The sequence below is a fragment of the Sorangium sp. So ce128 genome (assembly GCF_051525245.1).
Lineage (GTDB): Bacteria > Myxococcota_A > Polyangia > Polyangiales > Polyangiaceae > Sorangium > Sorangium cellulosum_B.
The window spans coordinates 3,271,052-3,294,828 of the sequence record NZ_CP150313.1 but is presented as its reverse complement, the minus strand read 5'-3'; the positions used below and the strand labels follow the sequence as shown (position 1 = coordinate 3,294,828).

17 protein-coding genes and 1 pseudogene are annotated in these 23,777 nt (G+C 70.2%); 11 read left to right on the top strand and 7 right to left on the bottom strand.

Annotation, left to right across the window (positions count from 1 at the left end):
• Window positions 1-149: 149 nt before the first annotated feature.
• A complete protein-coding gene (locus WME82_RS12885; RefSeq protein ID WP_438043088.1) occupies window positions 150-1,166 on the top strand; it encodes a sugar-binding protein in 1,017 nt (338 codons plus the stop codon).
• A gap of 48 nt (window positions 1,167-1,214) precedes the next feature.
• On the opposite strand, the gene WME82_RS12880 is transcribed toward WME82_RS12885, so the two are convergent.
• The 3 genes from WME82_RS12880 to WME82_RS12870 all read right to left on the bottom strand — a co-directional run bounded on the left by WME82_RS12880 (window position 1,215) and on the right by WME82_RS12870 (window position 5,523).
• The gene (locus WME82_RS12880; protein WP_438043087.1) at window positions 1,215-3,719 is read right to left on the bottom strand and encodes a substrate-binding domain-containing protein; all 2,505 of its coding nucleotides are present in this window, start codon (window positions 3,717-3,719) and stop codon (window positions 1,215-1,217) included.
• A 147-nt stretch (window positions 3,720-3,866) separates the two neighbouring features.
• Complete coding sequence (locus WME82_RS12875) at window positions 3,867-4,568, bottom strand: DUF4336 domain-containing protein (RefSeq protein WP_437915877.1); 702 nt, start codon at window positions 4,566-4,568, stop codon at window positions 3,867-3,869.
• Between the two features lie 55 nt (window positions 4,569-4,623).
• Window positions 4,624-5,523: a hypothetical protein gene (locus WME82_RS12870; RefSeq protein ID WP_438043086.1), complete on the bottom strand. Its 900-nt coding sequence runs from the start codon at window positions 5,521-5,523 to the stop codon at window positions 4,624-4,626.
• Window positions 5,524-5,925: 402 nt separating this feature from the next.
• On the opposite strand from WME82_RS12870, the gene WME82_RS12865 reads away from it, so the two are divergent.
• From WME82_RS12865 to WME82_RS12845, 5 genes are all read left to right on the top strand, one after another.
• Entirely contained in the window at window positions 5,926-6,906 is a 981-nt protein-coding gene (locus tag WME82_RS12865) for a hypothetical protein (RefSeq protein WP_437745739.1), read from the top strand.
• Window positions 6,903-7,577, top strand: coding sequence for an RNA polymerase sigma factor (locus WME82_RS12860; RefSeq protein ID WP_438043085.1), 675 nt, complete (start codon window positions 6,903-6,905; stop codon window positions 7,575-7,577). The genes WME82_RS12865 and WME82_RS12860 overlap by 4 nt, the downstream gene beginning before the upstream one ends.
• Window positions 7,574-8,467, top strand: coding sequence for a hypothetical protein (locus WME82_RS12855; RefSeq protein ID WP_438043084.1), 894 nt, complete (start codon window positions 7,574-7,576; stop codon window positions 8,465-8,467). Before WME82_RS12860 ends, WME82_RS12855 begins: the two co-directional genes overlap by 4 nt.
• 48 nt (window positions 8,468-8,515) lie before the next feature.
• The gene (locus tag WME82_RS12850; protein WP_438043083.1) at window positions 8,516-10,048 is read left to right on the top strand and encodes a hypothetical protein; all 1,533 of its coding nucleotides are present in this window, start codon (window positions 8,516-8,518) and stop codon (window positions 10,046-10,048) included.
• A gap of 290 nt (window positions 10,049-10,338) precedes the next feature.
• Window positions 10,339-10,917: a hypothetical protein gene (locus tag WME82_RS12845; protein ID WP_438043082.1), complete on the top strand. Its 579-nt coding sequence runs from the start codon at window positions 10,339-10,341 to the stop codon at window positions 10,915-10,917.
• Between the two features lie 107 nt (window positions 10,918-11,024).
• On the opposite strand, the gene WME82_RS12840 is transcribed toward WME82_RS12845, so the two are convergent.
• Complete coding sequence (locus tag WME82_RS12840; protein WP_437915873.1) at window positions 11,025-11,879, bottom strand: class I SAM-dependent methyltransferase; 855 nt, start codon at window positions 11,877-11,879, stop codon at window positions 11,025-11,027.
• Window positions 11,880-12,171: 292 nt separating this feature from the next.
• Between WME82_RS12840 and WME82_RS12835 the strand changes: the two genes are divergently transcribed.
• From WME82_RS12835 to WME82_RS12815, 5 genes are all read left to right on the top strand, one after another.
• Window positions 12,172-12,543, top strand: a complete 372-nt coding sequence (locus tag WME82_RS12835; protein WP_438043081.1) for a cupredoxin domain-containing protein — start codon at window positions 12,172-12,174, stop codon at window positions 12,541-12,543.
• A gap of 286 nt (window positions 12,544-12,829) precedes the next feature.
• Window positions 12,830-13,672, top strand: coding sequence for a BPTI/Kunitz domain-containing protein (locus WME82_RS12830; RefSeq protein WP_438043080.1), 843 nt, complete (start codon window positions 12,830-12,832; stop codon window positions 13,670-13,672).
• A gap of 935 nt (window positions 13,673-14,607) precedes the next feature.
• Complete coding sequence (gene smpB, locus WME82_RS12825) at window positions 14,608-15,096, top strand: SsrA-binding protein SmpB (protein ID WP_012234932.1); 489 nt, start codon at window positions 14,608-14,610, stop codon at window positions 15,094-15,096.
• A gap of 141 nt (window positions 15,097-15,237) precedes the next feature.
• Entirely contained in the window at window positions 15,238-16,749 is a 1,512-nt protein-coding gene (locus WME82_RS12820) for a pyridoxal phosphate-dependent decarboxylase family protein (protein ID WP_438043079.1), read from the top strand.
• Window positions 16,750-16,911: 162 nt separating this feature from the next.
• Complete coding sequence (locus WME82_RS12815; RefSeq protein WP_438043078.1) at window positions 16,912-17,793, top strand: hypothetical protein; 882 nt, start codon at window positions 16,912-16,914, stop codon at window positions 17,791-17,793.
• 8 nt (window positions 17,794-17,801) lie between these two features.
• Here WME82_RS12815 and WME82_RS12810 read toward each other — a convergent pair whose 3' ends face one another.
• The 3 genes and pseudogenes from WME82_RS12810 to WME82_RS12800 all read right to left on the bottom strand — a co-directional run bounded on the left by WME82_RS12810 (window position 17,802) and on the right by WME82_RS12800 (window position 23,435).
• Complete coding sequence (locus WME82_RS12810) at window positions 17,802-19,808, bottom strand: amylo-alpha-1,6-glucosidase (protein WP_438043077.1); 2,007 nt, start codon at window positions 19,806-19,808, stop codon at window positions 17,802-17,804.
• A gap of 649 nt (window positions 19,809-20,457) precedes the next feature.
• Window positions 20,458-21,567: pseudogene (locus WME82_RS12805) on the bottom strand (ferritin-like domain-containing protein); the annotation flags it as partial.
• A 14-nt stretch (window positions 21,568-21,581) separates the two neighbouring features.
• Window positions 21,582-23,435 carry a GMC family oxidoreductase gene (locus WME82_RS12800; protein ID WP_438043076.1) on the bottom strand — a complete coding sequence of 618 codons (1,854 nt, stop codon included), beginning with the start codon at window positions 23,433-23,435 and terminating at the stop codon, window positions 21,582-21,584.
• Between the last annotated feature and the right edge of the window lie 342 nt (window positions 23,436-23,777).

The following is a 23,777-nucleotide window of genomic DNA, read 5'->3' as shown; positions in this document are numbered from 1 at the left end:
GTCAGCTCGGTGCTCGGCCCGGGTCGTTCACGCGAGGCGCGACATCGGCGAGGTGAGTCGCTAACATCGCTCCGGGGCATCACCGCTGTCGCGGAGCAGCGACGTCGTCTCGACGCACGCTTCGCGCGGACGAACCGAGGAGAGCTGCCGTGAAGCATCAGAAGGGTCTCTGGAAGCTCGCATGTGCGGCGTTCACCATGCTGTCGATGGCGTCGATCGCAGGCTGCGATCAGGGAGGTGGGGGCGAGATCAGCAGCAAAAGCAACGGCAAAGAAGCCACGGCCAAGGTAATCAAGGTCGCGTTCGTGACGAACGGATCCAGCGACTTCTGGAAGATCGCGTTCGCCGGTGTGCACAAGTACGAGCAAGAGGCCAAGATCCAAGTTGACCTCAAGGTGCCGCAGGTCAGCACGCCCACGGAGCAGAACCAGATCCTCGAGAGCCTCGCCAGCCAGGGCTACGACGCCGTCGGCGTGAGCGTCCTGGCGCCGGACGATCAGGTGACCGTGCTCAACAAGGTCGCGGAGAAGGTCAAGCTGATCACGTTCGACTCCGACGCCCCGAAATCGAACCGGCTGCTCTACATCGGCACGAACAACTACGAGGCCGGCAAGGTGCTCGGCAACGAGATCGTGAAGCTCTTGCCGAACGGCGGGAAGATGGCCGCCTTCGTCGGCATGTTCGCTGTCGACAACGCGGCCCAGCGCCTCAAGGGCATTCAGGACGTGGTCACACCCCACAACATCCAGCTCGTCGACAAGCGCGAGGACAACACCGACCTCGCCAAGGCGCGCACGAACGTGGAGGACATCATCAACGCCCACCCGGACCTCGACGTCGCGACCGGCCTCTGGTCGTACAATGGGCCGGCCATCGTCGCCGCCGTCGAGGCGCTCGGGAAGAAGGGCAAGGTCAAGCCGGCCGTGTTCGACGAGGAGGACGCGACGCTCGCCGGCATCGAGAACGGCACTGTCGCCTGCACCGTCGTGCAGAAGCCGTTCCAGTTCGGTTACCTGGGGAGCAAGTGGCTCCACCGCCTCGCGACCGAGGGCGACGCGGCCATCGCCGCCATCCCCCCGAGCAAGGTGATCGACACCGGGGTCGACGTGATCAACAAGGAGAACGTCACGCAGTTCAGGGCCACGCTCGCCGAGATGAAGAAGTAGCCCGGTCCCCCGGCGGTCCGACTCCTCGCCGCCCCGTATCGGCTCGGCTCAGAAGGGCTGAGGGTGCGGTGAGCGGCGATAGACGATCTGGCCGCCGGTCTTCGACAGCGCGTAAGCGAACCCGAGCTCCAGGGTCGAGCGGGTGATGACGCTCCCGAGGTCCACCCCCTGCTCCACCATCAGCCGCGCCGCCGCCGGCGTGACGCCGACGAGCACGACCTCGGCGCCGAGCAGCCGCGCCGCCCGCGCCGCCCGCAGGAGGTGCTCCACCGACGCGGCGTCGACGACCGCCATCCCCGTGACGTCGACCAGCACCACGCGCGCGTGGTGCTCGGTGATGTCCTGCAGCATCGACTCGATGAAGCGGCCCGACCGCTGCGCGTCCATCGTCCCGACGATCGGCATCACGAGGATGTTCCGCGCGATGGGCACGACCGGGCTCGAGAGCTCGCGGATCGTGTCGAGCAGCGACTCCTGGTGCCGGTTCGCGCGCTCGAGCTCATGGGTCCGCTCGGTGATCCGGTGGACGAGCCGCGCGTTCTCGATCGCCACGGCCATCGTGTCGACGATGCGCTCGATCATCGTGAGATCGTCGAGCGAGCACGCCGCCCGGCGCCCGCTCTCCAGGACCAGGGCGCCGAAGGCGGACCCGCCGGCGAGCAGCGGGACGCCGACCAGGGTATGCGCCCCCTTCCCGCGCGCCTCGACGACATCGGGCGCGTCGTGGAGCTCGCTCGAGTGCGTGTCGACGAGGATCGGCCGGGCGGTGCTCAGCACCCGCCCGACCATCGACCTCGCGTCGAGGGGGGCGCGCTCCTCGCGGTACCCCTCGTTCCCCGCGTCCACGGTGACGAGGAGGAGCTCCTTCGCGCGGCTCTCGAAGGGGAGCTGCTCCCTCCGCTTCGCCGCCTTGCGGTTCGCGTCGAGAGGCAGGTAGTCGGAGAGGGGGAGCGACCAGGGCGTGCGCTCGATGGTCACGACGTCGATGCCGGTGTCGATGAAGCGCAGCGCGGACCCTCCCCCGGAGCCGGCGCGCGTGGGCAGCCCGGCCAGGGCCGCCTCGACGCCCTTCGATAGGATGTCGTGGAGCACCCGCACCGCGCGGTAGCCCATCTCGTGCTCGCGCTGGACCAGGACGGCGTGGATGGTCCCTTCCCGGAGCATCTCGAGCGTGTCCGTGAGCAGATCGAAGGCGACGATCTTGAGCTCCCCCGCCCGCCCCAGCGCCCTCGCGGCCGCGCCCCACGACAGGCCGTTCTCGGCGCAGACGCCGAAGGCGCCGGCGATTCCTCCGGTCTGCACGGCTTCCCGGGCGATCCGCATCCCGAGCTCGATGTCGAACCGGTCCTCTGCCGGCGGCTGCAGGTCGAAGGGCGCGCGCGTGCCCGAAACCGCCGCACGGAACGCCTCGACGCGCTCGCGGCTGTTCATGGCGCTGAGCCAGAACGTCAGCGCGCCGATCTTGCCCCCGCCCGGGAGCAGCCGGGCCATCATCTCCGCGGCGAGCCGCCCTGCCGCCACGTTGTCGGTGCCGATATAGGCCTGAGCGCAGCTGCCCTCGGCGGGCGGCGTGTCGATCGTGACCACCGGGACCCCGGCCTGCGCCGCCCGGCGGATCGCCGGCTCGAGGACCTCCGGGGTGATCGGCGCCACGGCGATACCGTGCACGCCCCGGTCGATGGCGTCCTCGAGGATGCCGCGCTGCTCGACGGCGCTGTGGGCGGGGGCGTTGCGGACGTCCACGTGGATGCCGACGCTGCGCCCAGCGATGAGGGCGCCGTCACGCACGTTGTTCCAGAACGCCAGCGGCGATCGGTGCGGGACGTGGTAGACGCGGATCTCGCGGGCCGCGGCGTCGCCGCGCGCGCCCCCGGAGGGAGCGTCGCTCAGCAGGACGAGGTGCACGGAGCGCCATTGCGGCCCGAGCTGCACGCTCTTGATGCCTTTCGAGATCATCTCGACGAGCTCGTGCGTGCTGGTCCGCGCGGCCACCGCGTTCAGCACCCCCTCGAGCACGCGCACCTCCTGGGCCGACCGCGCCTTGTCGTTGTAGAGCTCTCGCCGCTCCAGCGCCGCGCCGGCGCTCGCGGCCAGCGCGCGGAGCCGCGCCCAGCCCTCGCCGGAAGGCGCCTGCCCGCCCGGCTGCTCGACGGCGAGCACGCCGATCGTCTGTCCCTGCACGTGCACCGGGGTGAGGAGGACGACCGCGCCCGCGGGCACGAGGTGCAGCGCCGACGCGCCCGGCAGGTGCTCGCGGTACCAGTCGGCGGCCGCCATGACCCGAGCGCTGTCCGCGGAATCAGGCGTCGAGAGCGTCGAGAGCGTCGAGAGCGTCGAGAGCGTCGAGAGCGTCGCGATCACGGTGGCCGGCACCGCGCCGCCGGCGACCTCCTGCGGGCTCGCCAGCACGCCAGCGAGGCCGACAGAGGCCTTGTAGACCAGCTGCTCCCCGTCCCGGGCCAGGAGGCTCGCTCGCTGCGCGGAGGGCACGGCGCCCACGGCGTCCGTCACGATGCGATGCAGCGTTGCATGAAGATCGAGACCGGTGACCATGCGCCTCACGTCCCCGCAACACCCCCATGACGGCGCGGACGTATACCAGTGGGCGTGATCGAACGGCACCTTGTCAAGGGATGACCGAGCCGCCTCGGACGCCGCTCGCCCGCGCGTGGGCTCGCTAACGGAGCGTTGCCGCCCGACTTACACCTCCACGCCCTCCAGTCGCCAGGCTCCTGCGAGGCCGTCGCGCCAACCTTCTTCGATGACCTCGGCATGCCCCACGATGAGACGCTGGGCCGGTCGCTCCAGCATGGCGCGGATGGAGCGCGCGGCCGCGGTCTTGTCCGGGATCTTCTTTCTGGCGTCGGGAGGAACGCGCACCCGCTCGTAGAAGCCAGTGAGGCGCGCGGCATAACGCAAAGTCCAGTGGTCCTTGGCGCAGGCGCAAAGGACGATGTCTGCGCCCAGCAGGGTTTGCGTCGGCCGATGGTAGAGCACTGTCTCGTCCCAGAACGGCACGCCCCGGAGCGGCAAGGCCTCGAGCTCGGGGACCTGCTCGCCGAACTTGGCGTCGTGGATATCCATGTGGAGTCTCAGCGCCTTGTTCCTGCTCCGCGCCGACGCCGGTCCCACCACGCGCGCCTCGGGGAAACGGGCCGCCGCCGCGGGTGTCCCGAGATGATGCCAGCAGTTGGGTACCAAGAGCCAGCGCACGGGGCCCAGGGCGCGTAGCTGCTCTGCCAGCGCATCGGTGGGAGGGGCCGGGGTGTGCAGGAGCAAACTGCCGTCCTCGAGGCGTACGACCGTTGTGCGGGCGCGCATCCGTACCCCGCTGAACCACACGGGGCGGTCCAGGGTCCAGATCGTGTCATCGACGACGGCGGTGAGAGCGCTGTCAGGCATGCGGGCGACATCCTCCAAGCGGCCAAGGCGTTCGAGGGGCAAGGGCCATTCGTCCTCAACCCGCGGCGCCGGCTGGCCGATTCTTCCTTCTCTTCTTCTTCTCGCCCTCGCGCGCCCGGTCCGCCGCCCGCAGCGCGCTGAGCTCGCGCCGGAAATCCGCGGCCGCCGCGTGGTGCTCGTCAGCCGACCGAACGACGCCGGCGATGGCGCCGCCGCAGCGCGGGCACTCCCTCCGATCGGACGTCAGCGCCGTGCGGCAGCCCGGCTCGGAGCAGAGATCGTACTGCCACCAGTGACCGACGGCCCAGCCGACGAAGGGCGCCCCGACGAGCACGGCGAAGGCGAGCTCCCCACCGGCGCCGCGCGGCAGGGCGGCCGCGACCAGGATCGCCCCGCAGAAGCCCGCGAGCAGGCCGAGGAACAGGCCCATGCCCGCGTGCGCGCGCCGCAGGCGGAAGACCGGCCGCGGATCGCCCTCCTCGAGCTTCGTCATCGCGGCGGGCCCCTCCTTCGGATCGTCCCAGACATGGCCGCACTTGTGGCAGTGCCAGCGCCTCGGCAGGAACAGCATGAGCGGCGCGGCGAGGATCGCGAGCGCGGCGGCGGCGCTCGAGCCCTCGAGGCGCAGGCGCTCGTGGAAGCAGTAGGGGAGCTCGCAGCGCGGGCAGCGGACCCCGGCAGCCTCCTCGTCGTCGTTGCTGGCCGCCTCCCCGGGGTGGACCTCGAGCAGCCCCTCCGCGCGCTGGAGATCGCCCTCGCGCACCTGCAGCTGCGTGCCGCCGGCGGCGCCGCTCAGCATCGGGTTGTAGCTCGCCGCCTCGAACACGTGGGACTCGATGCCGTTGGCCGAGAGCAGCGTGCGGTCCATCTGGGCCGCGACCGGATCGAGGTAGCGGCGGACCGTGATCAGCTTCCCCGTGCCCGAAGCAGCATCCAGCTTGTCGCGGTACGGCAAGACGTCGCCTCCCCCTGGGTCGGGACAGTGTCGCCCGGCTATGGGGCCAGGAAATCCAAACGCGATCCGAAAGTCAATCTCCCCGACGAGGGCCCGGCGCAGCTGCGCGAGCGGCGGTGGCGGCAGGCCGTGCAGCCGTCGCCGCGGTTTCAGCTCGGAGGCGAGGGCGGCGTTCGCGTCGTGGAACGGGTCGCCCTTGCTGGTGAGCAGGTGCAGGTCGCGCGGGCCGGCGGCGGCGAGGGCCCTTGGCGAGCCGGTCGGCGTAGGCGGGGGCGCGGTGGGCGGTTCGTCTTATCCTGCCGGCCCGTGGCACCTCAACCTCAGAAAGTCTCCGCCCCGTCGAGCGATCCTCGTCGAGTGCACGCGCTGGGCCATGCCGTCCGCCAGGGCGCGATCGCGGTCGTGGCATGGCTCGCTCTGATACGAGCGGAGGCCGCCCACGCCGCGAACGTCGGGGTCGCGGTGGAGCTCGACGAGCAGCACTGCGTGACGCTCGACGCGGTGCGGGCGGCGGCCGCGCTGCGCGGAGGGCACGTGGACGCCGACTCCCCAGTACGGCTCCGGGTCCATGTGCGCGAAGCGGAGCCGCCGAGCGCGGTGACGCTCGTGATCACCGGAGAAGGCGCTCACGGCGCCATCGAAGCGCGCACGATCGTGGCAGACTCCTGCGCGGAAGCCGCCTCGGCGCTCGGGCTGGTCGTCACGATGGCCGGCGAGGACGAGCAGGCCCCGGTCGAAGCTTCCCGCGCCGAGCCTCCCTCCCTGACGCCGCCGGCGAGACCGTCGCAAGGCACAGCCCGCGAGAGCAGCCCAACCCACACCGCGCCGCCGGTGAGACCGTCGCGAGCCACGGCTCGCGAGACCACGCCCGCGACGAAGCTGTATGCGGCGCTCGGTCTCGTGGCCACACCGCTCTACGTAGGGCCGACAGGCGCGCGGCTCTCGGGCGGGCTCGCATCGGGTCGGGTGTTCTTTCCATGGGCGGAGCTCGGCGTGGGGGCGACGATGCCGCGCACCGTGGTCGGAGGGGGAGCGTCGGTGAGCCTCACCTGGCTCACCGCTCGTGCCGCGCTGGCGCCGCTCGGCGCATCCCTCGGCGATCACGTCTTCGTGAGTGCTTACATGATGTTCGATGCGGGCGCGTTGCTCGCCTCGGGGGAGGGAGCCCCGGCGGTCTACAGCCGATGGCGCCCGTGGCTCGAGGCGGGCGCCGGCGCACGGATGCGCGCGCTGCTCGGCGCATGGTCCTTCATGGATTGGCAGGTTGGGCCCGCGCTGCCCCTCCTTCGGGACGAGTTCTACTACGTGCACGGCGGGACGGCCTATAAAGCCCCCGCCGTCCGGCTGGACGCCGCGCTCTCCATCGGGGCGTATTTTCCGTGATCAAACCGGGGACCTCGTGGATCGCCTGGGACGAGCCCCTCGTGATCAGCACCGACGACGCCCCCGGTTCCACCGCCTTCCGCCTCGCTCGCCCTCTGGGCGGACTCGTCGACGCGCAGGCGCGTTCCCCCTGTGAGTCCACCACCGACGTCGCGCGCGAGGCGCGCCTCGAAGAGCTCGCGTCGCACCTCGAGTTCCTGTGGCGGTTCGCGTGCCGGATGGGCGTGGGCGAGGCGGCGGCCGAGGACATCGCGCAGGAAGCGTTCGTGGTGGCGGCGTCGCGCCTCGACGCGATCCTTCCCGGCAAAGAGCGCTCGTACCTCGTCTCGGTCGTGGTTCACATGGTCCGGCGCGAGCGAACCCGGCGAGCACGTCACGAAGAGCTCAAGGGAGAGCCCTCCGCGCCGGCGGGCGAGCAGCCGGACAGCCGCCTCGACGACGCGCGCGCGCGCAGGCTGCTGGACGCGTCGCTCGACGCGCTGGACGACCAGCTTCGCGCGGTGTTCGTGCTCCATGAGATCGAAGAAGAGACGATGGAGGACATCGCTCATCTGCTGGACTTGCCGCCAGGGACCGTGGCGTCACGACTCCGCCGCGCCCGTGAGGCGTGGAAGCGAGCGACGGAGCGATTGAAGAGGGGTCTGCCGGTGAGCGGCGGGAGGCGGCCGTGAGCGACTCGTACGACGACTTCGACCGCGCGCTGCTGCGCGCCGGGAGGACGGCGAAGGCGCCTTCCTCGCTCCGCGCGAAGGCCCTCGCGGCCGCCGCGGCGGGGACCGCGACCGCGGTCGCAACGACGAAGCTCGGCGTCGGTGCGGCCAAGGCGAGCGGGGGGATCGCGGCGCAGGCCGCTCACGCGCTCGGCCTGAAGGCGGTGGTCGTCGCGTCTATCGGCGTCACGTCCGTCGCCCTCGTGCTCGGGGGCGCGTACGTGGCGGCGACCCATCACGCGGACGCCGTCGCGCCCGCAGCCCCCATGCGCTCGCCTCGCGCGGCGGAGATCGACGGGGTGGCGCCGGCAGCCGCTTCATCCACGCAGGAGGCCACGCAGGAGGAGCCCGCCCTGCCTGCGAAGGCAGAGCCCGCTGCCGCCCCTGCCGCCGAGCCCGCCCCGCGCGCAGCGGCGTCGACCAAGAACGTGGCGCCCGCGCCCCAGGCGATCGGGCTCGCGCGCCAGGTCCCCTCATCCGTTCCTGCGGCGACGGCCGCCCCCGCCATCGACCCCCTTCCACGAGAACCCCGCAGTGCGGAGGTAGCGCAGTCCCCTGCGACACCCACCTCCGTTCTATCGGACGAGCTCCGGCTCATCGACGCCGCGCGAGCGGCCCTCACGCGGGGGGACGCGCCGCTCGCCCTTCGCCTCACCGCCGAGCACGCGGCGCGCTTTCCAGGAGGTAGCCTCGCCATCGAGCGCGACGTCCTCCGCGTCGACGCCCTCGTGGCCGGAGGGCACGTCGCAGAAGCCGCGTCGCAGGCGTGCGCCTTCGTCGCGCGGAGCCCGCGCTCCGCTCAGGCGCCGCGCATGATCAAGGTGGGTCGCTGTTCAAATACGATTCCGTGATCAAAGGCGCGGGCAGAGAGATCGCCGCTCAGTGGAGGATTCTCGATCATGCGACTTTCGCGGCTAGCACTCTCCTTGTTGTGGTTCCCGGTCGCTCTCTCAGCCACCACGTTTGGGTGCGTCATCGATCGCGTGCCGATCGGTGATCTCGACCCCGGCCAGCAGCCGCTCGACCCCGATGGCGCGGGCGCGGGCGGCGCCGGCGGCGCGGGCGGCTCGTCGGGTTCCGGCGGCGCGGGCGGCTCGTCGGGCAGGTGCAGCGCGGCGGTGGCTTCCCGTCCCTTCAGCCTGGACGACTGGCCGGCGACGAGCGGCACCTTTCCGCTGGCGATCACGGACATCGCTTTTGATCCATCCGGCAACCTCGGCATGACAGGATACACGACGTCGGACGTCGACATGGGCGGCGGCGTGCTCCGGTCCGGGGGAACCGACGACGCCCTCTTGGCAAAGTACGATGCCGCGGGCAACCACACCCTCAGCAAGCTCTTCGGCGATGATTCGAATCCGCAGGCCGGCGAGCACATCGTTTTCGACGCGGACTGCAACATGTTCCTCGTAGGCAGTTTCTCACAAACCATGGATCTCGAGGGTGCGACGATGACCTCGCCCCGGGCCGCCAAGTTCCTGGCCAAGCTCGACAGCGCCGGCAATCCCCTCTGGAGCGTGCACCTCAACGCCGCGTATGACACAGATTGGGATATCCGATCCATCGCGGTCGATCCGACGACGGGCGGCGTGGTGTTCACGGGAAATTTCGCCGAATTCCTCGATCTCGGGGGAGGTCCGCTCACGGCGCCAACCGATGCTGCCGAGGACCCGACGAAGGCCTACGTGGCGAAGTTCGATGCGATGGGACATTTTGTCTGGAGCAAGTACGCAGACGGCAGGTACATGCCAGGCGGCACCCTGGCCGTCGACGCCTCAGGGCAAATCGTGATTGCGACCGACGACTCGTACCTCGATGACGGACAAACTAGACACACGCGGCTCGGACTCTCGCGGTTGGACGCCTCGGGAAACCGACTCTGGAGGAAGGAATTTGCCGCTCCTTTCGCGGGTGGAGCACCCTGGGGCTACCACCGCAGCCTTACTGGCGTCGCGGTGGACGGAGACGGAAGCGTGTTCCTCGCCGGGAACGCGCAATGCGACTTTGATTTCGGCGGCGGACCCCTGCATGGCACGGATTGTTCAAACGACAGTCCCTTCGTGGCGAAATTCGACGCTGATGGAGCCCACCTCTGGAGCCAAGTCATCAGGGGCGACTTTCCTTTCGCCGTGAGCTTCGGTGTCGACGCTCTCGGGAACACCTTCGTTTCGGGCAGCGTCGGCAGCGGGGGCCTGGAGGCCGACGGCATGCCGGGCGGCCCAGACGGAGATTCCCGGCCGTTCGTCATGCGGTTCGACAGCGAGGGGCATATTTCATGGGTCCAAATCCTCGGTTCCGAGGTCATCGACGTGCTGGGGCTCGCCGTGGATCCTGAAGGGAATGTCGCCGTTGTGGGGCAAGACGTCGATGCCGTGAATGCGCACTTCGGGGCCGGAAATGTCGTCATGAAGCTCAACGTCGCGGCGCCGTGATTCCATGCTTCGGCCCCGGTGGCGGCGCTGTCGGTGAGTGCAAGCTGCACGCCGCAACCAGGGCAGGGCGCCGAGCCTGCGGCGTCTGCCTCGACGCCAGCGACGCGTCGGACCTGCTGCGGAATTCCGTGACGCAAATCTCGCACGCTGGCCCTCTGCCTCATCTATATCGGCCCCCTCTTTTCCTGCGAAACCTACGAGCGGCCGCTGCCCTCGGTACGTAGAACGGGCGTGCCGCTCACGCGCTCGGCCTGAAGGCGGCGCTCGGCAACTGGCGAGTAGGCGGCAGCATGGCCGTCGACGCTTCAGGGCAAATTGTGCTCGCGGCCGACGACTCGGACAGCCGCGATCCCGGAACGGGAACGGGCAAACTCGCGCGGTTCGAACTCGCGCGGTTGGACGCCTCGGGAAACGATCTCTGGTGGAAGAGTTGGAACGCTCCTCTCCATGATGGATCAGCCTCGGCCTCCCAGGAAGGCCTTGCTGGCATCGCGGTGGATGGAGACGGAAGCGTGTTCCTCGCCGGGAACGCGCACTGCGACTTTGATTTCGGCGGCGGACCGCTGGTTGGCGCGAATTGTTACGCTCTCGGGAACACCATCGTTGCGGGCAGCGTCACCGGTACCCTGGACGCCGACGGCACGGCGCTCGGCGCAGAGGACGGAGCTGAGCGGCAGTTCGTCGTGCGGCTCGACAGGGATGGGCATATTTCGTGGTCCCACATCCTCAGCCCCGAGTTCAGCAGAGTGCATGGCCTCGCCGTGGATCCTGAAGGAAACGTCGCCATTGTCGGGCAAGACGCCAGCGCCGCGAATTCGGCCAACCGGGGCGGAAATATCGTGACGAAGCTCGACGTCGCAGCGCCGTGATTCCATTCGTCGGCCCGCGGGCGGGCGCTTGGCCCCCCCTCCGCCGCTTGCTCACCCAGCCCCCCTCGAGGTCAGCCGTGCCGGCGGGCGTCGAGAAGCTGCCGGGCTCACTGGGCGACCGGGGCAGGCGGCCCTCCACGCCCAGGGTGCTTCGTGGCGATCGCGTACAGCGCGTTGGTCTCGGCGGTGAGGGCGTTGCGCTCGCGGAGCGGGGCGAGGGTGTCGCGCTTGACGGCCTCCTGCGCGCCGGGATCGAGCTTGTCGATCGTGCCGCGGTAGCCCGACCCGAGGGCGATGATCCACCAGTCGTCTGGCGAGTCGAGGGCCTGGCTGGAGCGCTCGGCGTCGACGGCGCAGGCCGCAACACCGGCCTCCGCGAGCATGGCGCGGAGGGCGCCCGGGGTGTCGATGCGCTCCCACGGCCGGAATGTCTTGTAGACGTCGGGGCGGTGGGCCCGGATCGCGTCCCAGAACGCGGTATTGCCGGGCTCGAGCACGCGTTCGCCCCATGTGGTGATGGCGAGCGTGCCGCCGGGCTTCAGCCATCCCCAGAGCCGGCGCACGGCGGCAGGCATGTCAGGCATGAAGAAGATGCCAAAGACGCAGATGACGGCGTCGAAGCTTCCGGGCGGCGGGTCGAGCGCCTCCACGTCGGCGCAGCGGAAGTCGACGTTCGATAGCCCCAGCGCGCGGGCCTTGGCGCGCCCGCGGTCGAGCAATGGCTCGGCGAGATCCACGGCGAGCACGGAGCCCGTGGGCCCGACGGCCCGGGCCGCGGGGATGGCGGACGCGCCGGTGCCAGAGCAGACGTCGAGGACGCGGTGGCCGGGCTCCAGGCGGGCGCGCTCGACGGTGCGCTCCCCGATGCGGGCCCAGAAGGCGAGCGGCGGATCGTCGAAGTGATCCGCGGCGGCGGAGTACGTGACAGCGGTGCGTGCTTTGTCGGGATCGAGCTGGGTCATGGCGTCCCCTGGATCTGGAGGGTCGGAGCGCGCGCGGCGTGCGCTCCTCGCGGCCGGTCCGCGTTCCTTGGAACCGGCTCGGAGCCGAGCAGACGCGCCCCCCGGTCCGCCATTACGCCCCGCCCCCGCTCGTGACCTGACGTTCGTGAGCCACGAGCCCGGGGCGCTGCAGGCGCTCAGGCGGCGCGGGGGTGCACGTCGCCGGTCCCGGCAGGCGAGCCGATCTCCCACGCTCGACTGTAATGCGACGGAGACCCGCGCGTCTTCCCGCGGCACCTGAAAGGAGCTTCTCATGAAGGTCACGCACGCAATCTTCTCGATCGCGCTGGGCATCACCTCGGTCGCCTCCGCGCTCGGCTGCTCTCAGCCCGCGAGCGCCGAGCCACAGAAGGCCCCTCGCGTGGTCGAGATCATGGTCCACGGCGCCTTCGTGCCCGACAAGATCGCCGCGGTCGAGGGGGAGCGGCTGCAGCTCAGGCTCGTCCGCCACGACAGCGGCGGCTGCACCAAGGAGGTCGTCTTCCCGAGCCTCGGTATCCGCAAGGAGCTGCCGACCGGACAGCCGGTGACCATCGACCTCCCCGAGCTGAAGGCAGGGGAGCTCCAATTCCAGTGCGGCATGGGGATGATCAAGGGCACCATCGCCGTCGCGCCGAGGAAGTGAGCAGCAGAGGGAAGCGATCTCTGGCTCACCGCGAACGAGCCCTCCGGCTGGCGGATCGGCCGACAGGTGGGACACGGTACCTCCACGTAGGCGGCGCTCCGGAGAGGGGCGCGCCACACCTCGATCACGTCGTCACGGCGCGCAGCGTCGCCTGGCACACCACCGCCTGACATGCCATCGACTCCGGATGCAACTCCTACGATCGATTGTCTTATGCTCAGGTGACCGACGGCGCGCCGATTGCGATGTCCTTGGAATGTACCGGCGCTTGTCCCTCGGCCTGGGCTTGCTCACTTCTCTCATGCTCGCGGCGGCCTGCAGCGGCGCGGGGAACGACGGCGGATCGGGCGGCGGGGGCCCGGGCGGCGGGGGCCCGGTCGCGGGCAGCGGCGGCGGCTCCAGCAGCTCGGTCGCTGGCAGCGGCGGCGGCTCGGCCGCGAGCAGCGGCGCCGGCGGCGAATCGCCGGACCGTTGCACGCTGCCGCAGGAGACCGGCCCCTGCGACGCGGTGATCCCGAGCTACTGGCACGATCCCAGCACCGGCGAGTGTGTTCCGTTCACCTATGGTGGCTGCGAGGGCAACGCGAACCGCTTCGAGTCGCTCGCGGCGTGCCTGGAGACCTGTCAGGGCACCACCACGGACATGGATGCGTGCTCGGCGCCGGGCGATTGCGTCCTCGCGCCGCCGCGCTGCTGCGCCTCCTGCGACCCGGTCGACGCCAGCGCGTTCGTCGCCCTCCACCGCGACGCGGTGTCGGATTTCTGGAATGCCAGCGGGTGCGGGGACACGCAGTGCGAGCGATGCCCGGAGGTCGGCGAGGCCGAGAGCACCTCCCAGTACTTCGCCGCCACATGCGAGAGCGGGCGCTGCGTCGTCGTCGACGTGCGCGAATCCCCGCTGACGGAATGCACGAAAGACGCGGACTGCGCCCTGCGCGACGGCGTCGGGTGCTGCGAGTCGTGCGACGGGAAAGGCATCGTCGCCCTCAACCAGAGCGGGGATCTCGGCGCCCTCGTTTGCCCCGAAGAGATCGTCGCGTGCCCTCCCTGCGCGCCCGTGTATCCGGAAGGAATGACGGCGGTGTGCTCGGAGGGCAGGTGTACGCCGCGGCTCTCCGAGGCGCCCTGAGCCCGAAGGGCGAGGACGTGCTGGGAGAGCAGGCAAAGGCGCTCTTCGGGGGCTGATCGGAGCGCTGGCCAGCGAGACCGAGCTGCGATGCCCTAGGCGGAAGTCGTCGGTGAACGCTCAGCGGGGAGCCGTGGCGCTTGGTGCCAGGGCGCTGGCGCGGCGCTCGGCGGCCGGCTCTGAACTTCGACATCGAGCTGCCCGAGCCGGGCGTGATCACCTCGCTTTGCGCGAATGAGGAAGCGAGCGACGCTGAGGTTGCGCTGTGGCATCGCCAATTTGCGACAAATGGTCCGCGTGGTTCCTCCCTGTCTTCCCGGCGGAGCCCTTTTGCCCTCTCGATCCGCGCTCGGACCCCCTCCGCGCTCGCGCGGTCACTTGCGGCCAGGGAGCCATCGCTCAATTTGCTAAGCGTCGACGAGGCGCGCTCGTCGCAGAAATGCGGCATTTATCGACGTTTCCCATCGCGCGCACCGATGAGCGACAAACGCCGTGCGCAGGAGATTTGACCATGAACAATCGATGGATCATCTCAATTGTGGCGCTTCTCTCCTCGATAGGGATGGGCGCCGCGGGCCGCGCAGCACACATGGAGGAGCCGGCGGCGAACAACCTGGCATCCGCCCAAGCTCCGGCGAACGGCGCATCGGCGGACACCCCGAGCGTTGATTCACCGTTCGAAGCGCCAGACCAGTCGTGCAAGCTGGACAACTGTCTCCGCCCTCATGACCCCTGCACGTGCAGCAATACCGGGTGGGCTGGATATTGCGGAACCGGTCCGCACCACCCTGGGTGCCTCTACTGCCGCTGCGATTGACAGGGGCCGGCGAAATGGGGGCGCTCCGGTGCGCGCAGCGCTGTTCGAGGCAGCCGCGCAGGGTGGCGTGCGCGGCTCCGTGATCGCCGGGGCGCGGGCGGTGTCGTGTTAAGATGCCCTCGTGCCGAAGGAAAAGGCCAGGCCTGGCGAGACCCTCATCGCGCGCAACAAGCGCGCAGGCTTCAATTACGACCTCGGCGACCGCTTCGAGGCGGGGATCGTCCTGAAAGGGAGCGAGGTGAAGATGCTTCGCGCCGGCAAGGCCGACCTGACCGACTCGTTCTGCACGGTCCTCCGGGGCGAGGTGTTCTTGCACGGCGTGAGCATCGCCGCGATGGCCAGCGCCGCCTTCGGCCACGTGCCGAAGGGCGCGCGCAAGCTCCTCCTCCACCGGCGCGAGATCGAGCGCATCGACCTGTCGATCGCCCGCGAGGGGATGACCGCCGTCGCCACCCGGCTCTACTTCAAGAGCGGTCTGGCCAAGGTCGAGATCGCGCTGGCGAGGGGGAAGAAGAGCCACGACAAGCGCGAGACCATCAAGGAGCAAGACGCCGAGCGCGAGATGCGCGCCGTGGTGGTTCATGGACAACGAGGGTACGGACGCGCGTGACGCTCCGGCGAGCTCGCGGAGGACCCAGCTCGGGCGTCGATCGCAGGCCGTTGCCCTCCTGACGAGCCGGCTCGTCTCGCCGGACATCTTCGCCCGAACGCCGCCCGCCGTGGAGCGCGCGATGACGTAGGATGGCGCGCCTTGGCCCGCCCGAAACGCCCGCCGTCAGGCCCCCACCCGCTCGAGCTGCCGGGCGACGCCATGCGCGAGATGGTCGAGCTCGCGATGGACCGCATCGTACAGCACATCGAGAGCCTGCCGGAGCAGCCGATGCACGCGACGCGGGGAGGCAAGCGGGTCGCGCGCTCGCTCCGCGAGCCGCTGCCGGAGCGCGGCGTGCCTTATGAAAAGCTCCTCCGGAAGCTCTTCGGCAAGCTCATCCCGATGAGCCTGAACACGGCGTCCCCCGGTTACATGGGGTACATCCCGGGCGGCGGGCTCTTTCACGCGGCCGTGGCCGATCTGATCGCGGACGCGGTGAACAGGTATGTGGGCGTCTTCCAGGCCGCCCCCCTGCTCGTGCAGATCGAGGCGAACGTGATCGCCTGGTTCTGCGCCATGCTCGGCCTGCCCGAGGGCTCCGGGGGGATCCTCACGACGGGCGGCTCGCTCGCGAACCTCGTCGCGGTGATCACCGCGCGCCGCGAGCGCCTCCCGCCGGACTTCCTGCGAGGGACCCTCTATGCCTCGGAGGAAGCGCACCACTCGGTGACGAAGGCCGCGCTCCTCGCCGGCTTTCCGCCGGAGGCCGTGCGCGAGATCCCGGTGGACGGGCGCTTTCGCATGCGGACCGACGCGGCGGCGGAGGCGGTTGCGCGCGACCGGGCGCGCGGCCTCTCGCCTTTCCTGCTCGTGGCCTCCGCGGGCACGACGGGCACCGGCGCGATCGACGATCTGCCCGCCCTCGCCGGCCTCGCCGAGGCCGAGCGCCTCTGGCTGCACGTCGACGCGGCGTACGGCGGCTTCTTCGCGCTCACCGAGCGAGGGCGCGCGGCGATGCGGGGGATCGAGCGCGCCGATTCGGTGACGCTGGACCCGCACAAGAGCCTCTTCTTGCCGTACGGGACAGGCTGCCTCGCGGTGCGCGATCGCGAGGCGCTGCGGCGCGCGCACGCGCTCTCGGCGTCGTACATGCCGCCGATGCAGTCAGAGGACGATCTCGTGGATTTCTGCGCGGTCAGCCCCGAGCTGTCGCGCGACGCGCGCGGGCTGCGGGTGTGGCTGCCGCTGAAGATGCACGGGGCCTCCGTCTTCCGGGCCGAGCTCGACGAGAAGCTCACGCTCGCGCGCGGCGCGGCCGACGCGCTCCGGCAGATGGCGCAGCTCGAGGTCGTGGCGGAGCCCGAGCTGTCGCTGCTCGCCTTCAGGGCGCGCCCGCCCGGCGTCGACGACGGGCCGGCGCTCGACGCGCTGAACCGGCGCCTCCTCGCGCGGGTGAACGCGAAGCAGCGGGTGCTGCTCACGGGGGTGGTGGCCGGGGGGCGGTTCCTGCTGCGGATGTGCATCCTGAGCTTCAGGACGCACGCGGACCGGGTGAACGCGGCGCTCGCCGACGTCGCGTCGAGCCTCGCCGAGGTGCTGGAAGAGCTCCGCGACGGGCCGCTTTCGCCCGCGCGGGGGGGCGATCAGCGCGGAGGAGCGGACGACGACTGAAGGGGCGCAACAGACGCGCTCGCCCGGCGCTGGCTCAGCTCGGTCTCGTGTAACAGCCAACCATCTCGACACCCACCGGCGAGAAGATTCCGAAGCTTGTCATGGCACTCACGCTGGCCTGGCTCCGGCGATCCCTTTACGATCGGGCCAAGGAGGTTCTTCATGCACAAGCATCGATCTGTCTTGCTCGCGACGCTCCTATCGGCCGTCGCCGCCGCGATGTCCGCCGTGCCCGGATGCGGGGATGACGAGGCGCGGGCGCGGACAGGCAGCGATTTCCTCTCCAGCTATGCAAAGGCCCTCTGCGACCGCACATTCACGTGCTGCGACGCGGCGACCCGGGCCGCGCATGGCCTGGACGCGAGCTCCGCCGACGCGTGCGCCTCGCAGCTCGAGGCGATCCTCGTCGCCGTCAGCAGCGGAGGCGAGGTGAAGGGCACCTTCGTCCCGGAGAAGGCGGAGGCGTGCCTCGCCGAGGTGGACGCCGCCCCCTGTGCCGAAATTGAAGTACTGGGCGTGCTTCTGGGGGTGAACGCCGAGTTCACGCCGTCCTGCCGCGATGCGTGGGACGGCTCCGTGCCCGAGGGCGGGACGTGCGGCAACGACTGGGACTGCGCCCGGGACCGCTGCGTGCGCACCGTCGACGCGAGCGGGCAGTCGACGTCGGCGTGCAAAGCGAGGGCAGCGGCCGGAGAGCCATGCTCGTCGAGGTTCGACTGCGACGAGGCGCTCCGGTGCGACCAGCCCTCACCGCCCGACGCGGGGACGTGCGCGCCACGGCTCGCCATGGGGGAGCCGTGCAAAGGAAGCCTCGACTGCCAAGAAGAGCTTCGCTGTAGTCAAGAAGGGACGTGCCAGGCGCGCGAGCAGGCGGGCGGTCCATGCGCTTCGGACGAAGACTGCGCGGCCGGCACGGCGTGCGAGGGCGATTCGTGCGCGCCGCTCGGCGCCGCCGGCGCGCCCTGCTCCGCCGATTCGGACTGCGCGTCCTTCGCGTGCAGTGATGCGACGGGCACCTGCGCCGACGTCTGCAAGGGTGACTGATCAGGATCTCACGGCGATAGAGATCCGGGCGACGCCGCCTGGTCGAGGAGCGTGAAGGCGCGGAGCACCTCGGCGACGCTCCACGCCTGAGCGATGCAGCCGCGCGGCGCGAAGGGGACGTCACCATCGAAGATCTCGCTGATCGAGCCGAGGCCGGCGGTGTTGATGTGGTCGCCCATCGGCGCGAGCAGCCGGCGGGCTGCGTCGGGATCGCCATAAACACGGAGGTGCGCCTCGACGAACGGGCCGATGAGCCAGGCCCACACCATGCCCTGGTGGTAAGCGGCGTCGCGGCGCTCCTGATCGCCGCCGTAGAACCCCTGATACGCCGGATCCGACGGGGCGAGCGAGCGCAGCCCATACGAGGTCAGGAGCGCCCGCGCACACGCGTCGACAACGGCGCGCTGTCGCTCGGGGGAGAGCAGGCTCTCGGGGAGCGACACGGCGAAGATCTGGTTCGGCCGGAGCGCCGCCTCGGCGCCGGCGGGCCCGTCGAGGACATCGTAGCAGTAGCCCGCGGCGGCGTTCCAGAAGCGCTCGAAGGACGCGAGGGCCCTCGCCGCCATCCCCTGATACGGCTCGGCGGGCTCTCCGAGGCGGGCGGCGAAGGCGACCATCGCCCGCAGCGCGTTGTACCAGAGGGCGTTGATCTCGACCGGCTTGCCGATGCGCGGCGTGATCACGCGATCGCCGACCTTGGCATCCATCCAGGTGAGCTGGACGCCATCCTGCCCGCCGCGGAGCAGGCCATCGCCCGGGTCAACCTGGATCCCATAACGCGTGCCCTGGATATGCCAGTCGACGATGCCCCGCAGCACCGGGAACAGATCGCGCAGGAGCCCGTCGTCGCCGGTCGCCTCGTGACAGGCGCGGATGGCCTGGAAGTACCAGAGCGTGGCGTCCATCGTGTTGTATTCGGGGTGCGCGGCGCCGTCGGGGAACCGGTTGGGCAACATCCCCTGATCCACGAAGGCGGCGAACGTCCGGAGGATCGGCGCGGCGATGCTCGCCTGTCCCGTCGAGAGCGCGAGGCCGGGGAGGCTGATCATCGTGTCGCGGCCCCAGTCCTCGAACCAAGGATAACCGGCGATGACGCTCTTGCCGGGGCTGCCGCCGGGGGTCTGCGCGCGGTCCACGACGAACTGGTCGGCGGCGAGGACGAGCTGCGAGACCCAGCCGGGGGCGGCGGCCGCGCCCGACGGCCGCGCCCCGCTCCACGCCGAGAGGAGGGCCCGATCGCGCGCGCGGCGGCGCGGGAGGGCCTCCCGATCGACAGCGGTGGTGTCATCTCCGGCGGCGGCGAGGAACACCACCGTCTCGCCGGGCAGGAGGGTCGCCTCGAAGGTCGCGACGTGGAGGTGGTCGTCGCGGTCGAGGAGCCCGCGCGCCGTCTCGGCCGGGAGCGCGAAGCCGCGGTAGAGCTCCGTCGCGGGGGTGGCCGCGCCGCCTTCCAGCTTGAGGAACAGCGGCAGCGCGTCGCCGGCCGTGACGACGCGGACGCCGCCCGAAGCGGCGCTGACCTCGGCCGGCCACGCGACGGTGCCTGTGTTGTGGAAGACGCGGTTGTTGGCGATGGCGCGCGCGGTGAGGCGCAACGGCTCGCGCGCCTGGAGCGCGGTGTAAGCGACGTAGGTCGTGTTCTGGCCGTGCTCCATCCAGACGCGCTTTTCGAGCAGCGCGTCGGCGCAGGCGTAGCGCCAGCAAGGGATCGAGCCCTCGAGCGCGAAGTGCTCGATGTTGACGAAGCCGCTCGGCGCGACCGCGCCGCTCGCCCAGCGGTTGGTCGCGAGGTCCCACGCCGCGCCGCGGTAGGTGACGGTCTCGTCGAGCTTGACGAGCATCAGCCGCCGATCGACGGGCGGCCGGAGGGCGGCGACGAGCAGCCCGTGGTAGCCGCGCGTGATCGAGCCGGCCACGGTCCCGGAGCCATAGCCGCCGATGCCGTTGGTGACGAGCCACTCGCGGTCTTCGGCGATCCTCAGGTCGCCGCAGATCTCCCTCCCCATCCCGACCATGCGCTCCTCCTCCGGGACTTCTATCGCCTACCGAACCGGCTCGACGCAACCCTCGAACTCGCCGACGGGCCCTCGATCGGCCTCGCTATCGGCCCATCCCTCCCGACACCACGTCGCCCCCCGCAACGCGCTATCGCTCGCCGACGACAGGCAGCGACCGGCGCGCCGGCGTGTCCTCGGAGGACGGGATGCGCGGCGGATCGGCCCACGACCCGAACCCCTGCGGCTTGGCTCCGGCGGGGTGACCGCCGATCGCCGTCCACAGGAGCCCCTCCACGTACGAGGACGGCGAGACAACGAACGTCACGTCCTTCGGCGCGGGGCCGTAGGCCTCGGTCCAGGCCGTGGGCAGCTCGTACCAGACGCCGGAATACCACATCTTGATGATGTTGCGGGCGATCGACCCGAGCTTCTCGTGGCCGAAGATCTCCCGGCGCAGGAAGGCGTCACGCGCCTGGCGGTCGCTCCCCTGCCCCGCCCCGCCGTGGATGGCGAGCAGCTCGTCCACCACGGCGGCGCCGACGACATCATCGGCGGCCTTCAGATACGCCTCGGCCTGCCCGGTCCCATGCAGGTCGAACACGGCAAAGGCGGTCACCTCCGCGGAGAAGGCGAGGAATCGATCGAGGCGGCTCGACGCCGCGCTCGCGCCGGCGACCGCGGCAGGGGCGTCCGCGGCAGGGTAGAGCTCGAAGGTAGGCGCCGCGGTGAACTCGCTGTTCGGCAGCGGGTTGCGGATCAGCTGGGTGATCAGGTTGCGGAACTCGAACATCTGCGGCACGGCGCTCATCAGCAGCGCCGGCTCGCCGTTGTAGGCCCGCGTCAGCGTCTCGAGGAACTTCGCGTAAGCGCGGTTGAAGGCGACCGCCATGTCATACAGCTCGGAGCCGGCCGGCAGCTCGGCCAGCTTGACATCCGTCTTGATGGGATACGCGCCCTTCCAGTCGACGGTGAACGCCGGCCCTGTCGGCTGGCCCGGCTGGTCACCCGGCTGGTAGTAGCGACCCTGGGTGAGCTGTTCGAAGCGGTAATAGTGCGACAGCTCCTTTTCCCGATCGTAGATGCTGGACTCGGTGCCCTCGCCCTGCTCCATGATCAGGGTGATGGCCCGGCGCGCGCTGGCCAGATCGATCACGGGCAGCAGCTCGCCGCCGCCGGAATAGTAGTACTCCGGGGTGATCTGCCGCCCGCGATCGCCGACGAAGATCGTCTCGCCCCGGGCCTGCGCCTCCGCCTCCAGGCGCACGAGGCCGTCCTCGATGGCGGCGTAGAACTCGCCGATGCTATAGAACTGCATCTCGCAGTCGTCGGGGTTCACGCCCAGCACCGTGGCGCCGGCCGGGGCGGCGCGGCGGACGAGCCGCCCGCCTCCCTTCTTCGGCCGCTCGATCTTCTTGAAGGTCTCGATGGCCTCGATGCCGAAGGGGGCGATGTGGACCTGGAAGTCGGTCTCGCCGTCCGGCAGGTAGGCGGGGTAGCTGGGCACGAAGCCCTTGGCCGTCAGATCGGGCGTGCCCTTGACGGCGTTCAGCAGGTTCGCCGCGAGGGTCAGGTGGAGCATCTCCTCGACCGCCACCACGCGCAGGATATGGACGGCATCCGGGTTGGTCCCCGGCTTGATCGAGTAGAGCGCCACGAGGTACGGCGGGATCGTGGCGTGCTCCAGCTGGAGCGCGTGCTGCAGGTAATGGTGCAGCTCGGCGAGGGTCTCGATCTTGTTCCGCGGCGCGGGAGGTTCGGAGCGTCTGGAGTTGATCATGGGCGTACCTCCCGTCAGTGGAGCTGCTTGAGCATCGCGCGCGTGCTCCGGTAGCAGAGCGCGGCGAGGGTGAGGGTCACGTTGGCGGTGCCGACCGAAGGCATGCTGCCGGCGCCGACCAGATAGAGGTTTTCATGATCCCAGGAGCGCTGGTCGGTGTCGACGACCGAAGTGCGCTTGTCCGATCCCATGATGTGCGTGCCGGCCAGGTGGTTGCCCCCCCGGATGGCGTACCCCTCGCCCTCGTAGGCGACATAGCCGTAGTCGCCGGGGTCGTACCGGGAGAAATCCACGACGCCCAGGCGCGCGAACATGGTCCTGGCGAACTGCCGCGCGTACGCGGCGCCGCGCATCGTGTACTCCGGCACCGTGAACGAGACCACCGGGCGCATGTTGCCGAGGCGGTCGGTGTAGCGCGGATCGACGGTGACGCGGTTGCTCTCGCTCGGCAGCACCTCGAGCATGAACGCGAACAGGAGCTGGCGCGAGATGCGGTCGACGAGCCCGCGGCGCAGCTCGTCCCCGAAGTGGTTGTGCTGGTCCACGAGCTCCGCCAGATCCGTGAAGGGCGAGCCCGTCGCCCACCCCCAGCCGTCGTTGTGGATGTCCACGCTGAAGGCCGCCTGACTCCGCCGGAATGGCCCCGTGCGCAGGTCGATGATGCCGCCGGTGCAGCTCGTGCCGCGCGTGGTCCCGCAGACCTCGGGCATCAGCCCCCAGCTCAGCAGGTAGGAGTGGTCCATCAGGTTGCGGCCCATCAGCCCGCTGCTGCTCCGGACGCCCGAAGCCAGCAGGAGCCGCGGGGTCTCGATGGCGCCGGCGGCGAGCACGAAGATCTTGCCTTTGACGGTCACCGTCTCGTGCTCTGACGACTGCGGGTCCTTGTAGACCTTGACCTCCAGCGCGGTGACGCGCCCGCTCTCGGGATCGATCACCACCTTCGAGGCGACCGCCTGGACCATCAGGTCGACCCGCCCTGTCTCGAGCGCCTTCGCCAGCGTCTTGCCGGAATGATACCGCGCCTGCACCGGGCAGAGCGGCACGCAGTTGGTGTTGCCCTGGCAGCGCTCCCCCTCCTCCACCTGATGGGTGCTGACGGCGCCCACCGGCACGTATCCCTTGCCGCCGTCGTATGCGGGGTTGGGAACTCCGTTGCGGGCCTGCGGGTACGCGCGGATCCGGATGGAATATGCCTGGTCGTGCAGCTTGACCTCGGTGCCGTCGATGCCCTTGCCGACCCTCTGGTCCAGGTAGGACAGCGGCAGGCCCTTCATCGGGTACACGTAGCCTTCGGGGAAGCGGAGCCCCAGGTACGTCTGCTCCCGGACGTCGGCGGAGACACCGACCTCGCGCTCGGCCACCTGGTAGTCGGGCTCGATGTCCTCGTAGCTCAGCGGCCAGTCGACCCCCTGTCCGAACAGCGTGCGGACCTTGAAGTCGTCCGGCAGCATGCGGGGGGTCTTCGCCTCCCAGTGCATGGTCGTCCCGCCGAACACGCGCGTGTAGTTGGTATCGGTGACGTAGGGTCCCGATTGCACGACGTAGGGAGCCGGGTCGGTCTCGCCGGCCTGGAGCTTGCGGAGCTCCGGGCTGCGCGGCATCCGCGCGTTCGGGTTCTCCGGGAACGGCGACTGGTTGTCCTTCGACGACGCCGCGAAGAAGTTGGCAAGATAGGACTCATAGCCGGAGATCGACCGGTTCGTCCCCGCCCCCGCCTCCAGCAGCAGCACCCGCTTGCCGGCTCGGCTTAGCTCGTTGGCCACGATCGCGCCGGCGATCCCGGTGCCCACGATCACGGCATCATAGCCGTCATCGGCGGCCACCGCGCTGGCGTCCGTCCGCAGCGCCGTGTCAATTTTCAACAGCACGTCCCGCCCTCCCCATGTGGATGATGCCCCCCGATGTCCTAAATCAGAAGAGTTCGGTCGCTGTCAACCGCTTCATTGTATCGGTCACGTGACACCAGGTTCGGCGCTCCTGTCGCTGTCATGAGAGCGGGTCGACGCACGACGCAGGCGCACCGCGGCGTTCACGACCGCGCCAGCGCGTGGATGCAGCGCGTTGAGTCCGCCTCTCCGCCAGGGGACAACAAGGCCCACTCGCGGATACAATAACGAGGAGTTCTGAAGACTTGGCGGCTATGCCCAGCAGGGACGGCGGCTGGCGGGGAGGGCCGGCACGTCGAGGATTTCGCCGAGGAAATTGCGTTC

What these genes read in the sequence shown, in the direction of transcription:
- WME82_RS12880 (WP_438043087.1), bottom strand. Translation starts at nt 3,719, where the DNA reads ATGGTCACCGGTCTCGATCTTCATGCAACGCTGCATCGCATCGTGACG.
- WME82_RS12875 (WP_437915877.1), bottom strand. Translation starts at nt 4,568, where the DNA reads ATGCCTGACAGCGCTCTCACCGCCGTCGTCGATGACACGATCTGGACC.
- WME82_RS12850 (WP_438043083.1), top strand. Translation starts at nt 8,516, where the DNA reads ATGCGACTTTCGCGGCTAGCACTCTCCTTGTTGTGGTTCCCGGTCGCT.
- WME82_RS12845 (WP_438043082.1), top strand. Translation starts at nt 10,339, where the DNA reads ATGGCCGTCGACGCTTCAGGGCAAATTGTGCTCGCGGCCGACGACTCG.
- WME82_RS12840 (WP_437915873.1), bottom strand. Translation starts at nt 11,879, where the DNA reads ATGACCCAGCTCGATCCCGACAAAGCACGCACCGCTGTCACGTACTCC.
- WME82_RS12835 (WP_438043081.1), top strand. Translation starts at nt 12,172, where the DNA reads ATGAAGGTCACGCACGCAATCTTCTCGATCGCGCTGGGCATCACCTCG.
- WME82_RS12815 (WP_438043078.1), top strand. Translation starts at nt 16,912, where the DNA reads ATGCACAAGCATCGATCTGTCTTGCTCGCGACGCTCCTATCGGCCGTC.
- WME82_RS12810 (WP_438043077.1), bottom strand. Translation starts at nt 19,808, where the DNA reads ATGGTCGGGATGGGGAGGGAGATCTGCGGCGACCTGAGGATCGCCGAA.